At 47.5% G+C, this 1,250-nt stretch carries 2 protein-coding genes; one reads left to right on the plus strand and one right to left on the minus strand.

Features of this window, described 5'->3' with window-relative positions; genetic code table 11:
- Positions 1-341: 341 nt before the first annotated feature.
- Positions 342-647, plus strand: coding sequence for a hypothetical protein (locus FE848_RS18565; RefSeq protein ID WP_200205398.1), 306 nt, complete (start codon positions 342-344; stop codon positions 645-647).
- 141 nt (positions 648-788) lie between these two features.
- Here the strand turns inward: FE848_RS18565 and FE848_RS18570 are convergent, their stop codons facing one another.
- Complete coding sequence (locus tag FE848_RS18570) at positions 789-1,118, minus strand: hypothetical protein (RefSeq protein ID WP_200205399.1); 330 nt, start codon at positions 1,116-1,118, stop codon at positions 789-791.
- Positions 1,119-1,250 lie beyond the last annotated feature (132 nt).

Consider the following 1,250-nt stretch of genomic DNA (forward strand, 5'->3'; position numbering starts at 1 on the left):
GCGGCGATAACTTCGCCAGCACTGCGGCTTTACGTTCATCCGAATAACGAGGCACTATCAACACCTGTACCGCCCAACTGGTTAAAAATTAAGTAGTGCCAACTATCCTGCCAGAGCGGGCAGCCAGCCAAGATCGTTTTTGACACCCCACAATTGCTCCCAATCAGCAACCTTGCCAACGAAATGAGAGCTTCGGTCAGCACTGCTAAGTGCTAACACAGCGTCAAATTGTTGGGGATTCATTTTGTAAGGCACTCGAAATCCTTGTGAGCATAACGCCTGCATAAACGGCGCCCGACTAGGGCGTTCGGTGGACGGCCGTCAGGCCGGGAACGAATTTAATGCACTGGTTATATTTTTCTACCGAATTTGAAAATTGCTATACCAATGAGAAACGACACAAGCGTCCAAAGCGAGGCCAACGCCCCAATCCCCAAAGCCTCCGCAAGACCAATAGCACTTCCACTTGCGATGCTTACGCCAACAAAGCATTGCAAAGTCAAAGCGATTTCTCGGTGGGTGGTGTCGCCTCCGCTGCGGACTACAAAAATATAGTGCGCAACAAAAACCGAGAGAGCAGAGATTCCAGCACAAATACTGGCAACGAAAGTCAAAAGCTGAAAGACACCGATACACCCAAATTTTGAGTCACATGATTGAGTCAGATAGAGGTGACCAGCGTTCCAGAGAGTAACGGGGGTCAACACAGCGAAAAAAACCAATGCTGCGATTTTAAGACTCTCTCTCAAGCTCTCTCCAAATATAACGCTTGCAGCAGGGGCGCGACGTTAGGAGCGTCCCTTGCCTGCATTTGTTAGGTTTGAAATCAACCAAGCAATAAACCATGCGACCAATACCCAAAACGCTGAAAGCACAACGTAACCAAAAACAGTCGGGCCACACCACCCCCAGCCACAATACCCATCATTCTGAATTAATCCGGAGATTCCAACACTATTCAAAATATAAGCGGGAATTGCCTGGGCGAACCCCAAGAGCGCATATGGTGCGCTCAGAGAGGCTGGTAAATTTCCTTGCAAAACAATATATGGGAGCCAAATCCCCGCATATACTGTCAAAAATACCAATAATATTTTTATTGTTGATCGTTCGAACATCTGGAATACACCTAACGAGGCTGTAGAAAAACCCAAAAATGAGCGAGCATTCCACCGCCTACGATCTCGTTTTTATTCAGCCGGTCAGTTCGCCCGACAACGTTCAGTTTTCGGATGAATTGTCCTTTATAG

It is taken from the genome of Marinobacter sp. 1-3A (assembly GCF_016597775.1).
In the GTDB taxonomy this organism is placed as follows: domain Bacteria; phylum Pseudomonadota; class Gammaproteobacteria; order Pseudomonadales; family Oleiphilaceae; genus Marinobacter; species Marinobacter xiaoshiensis.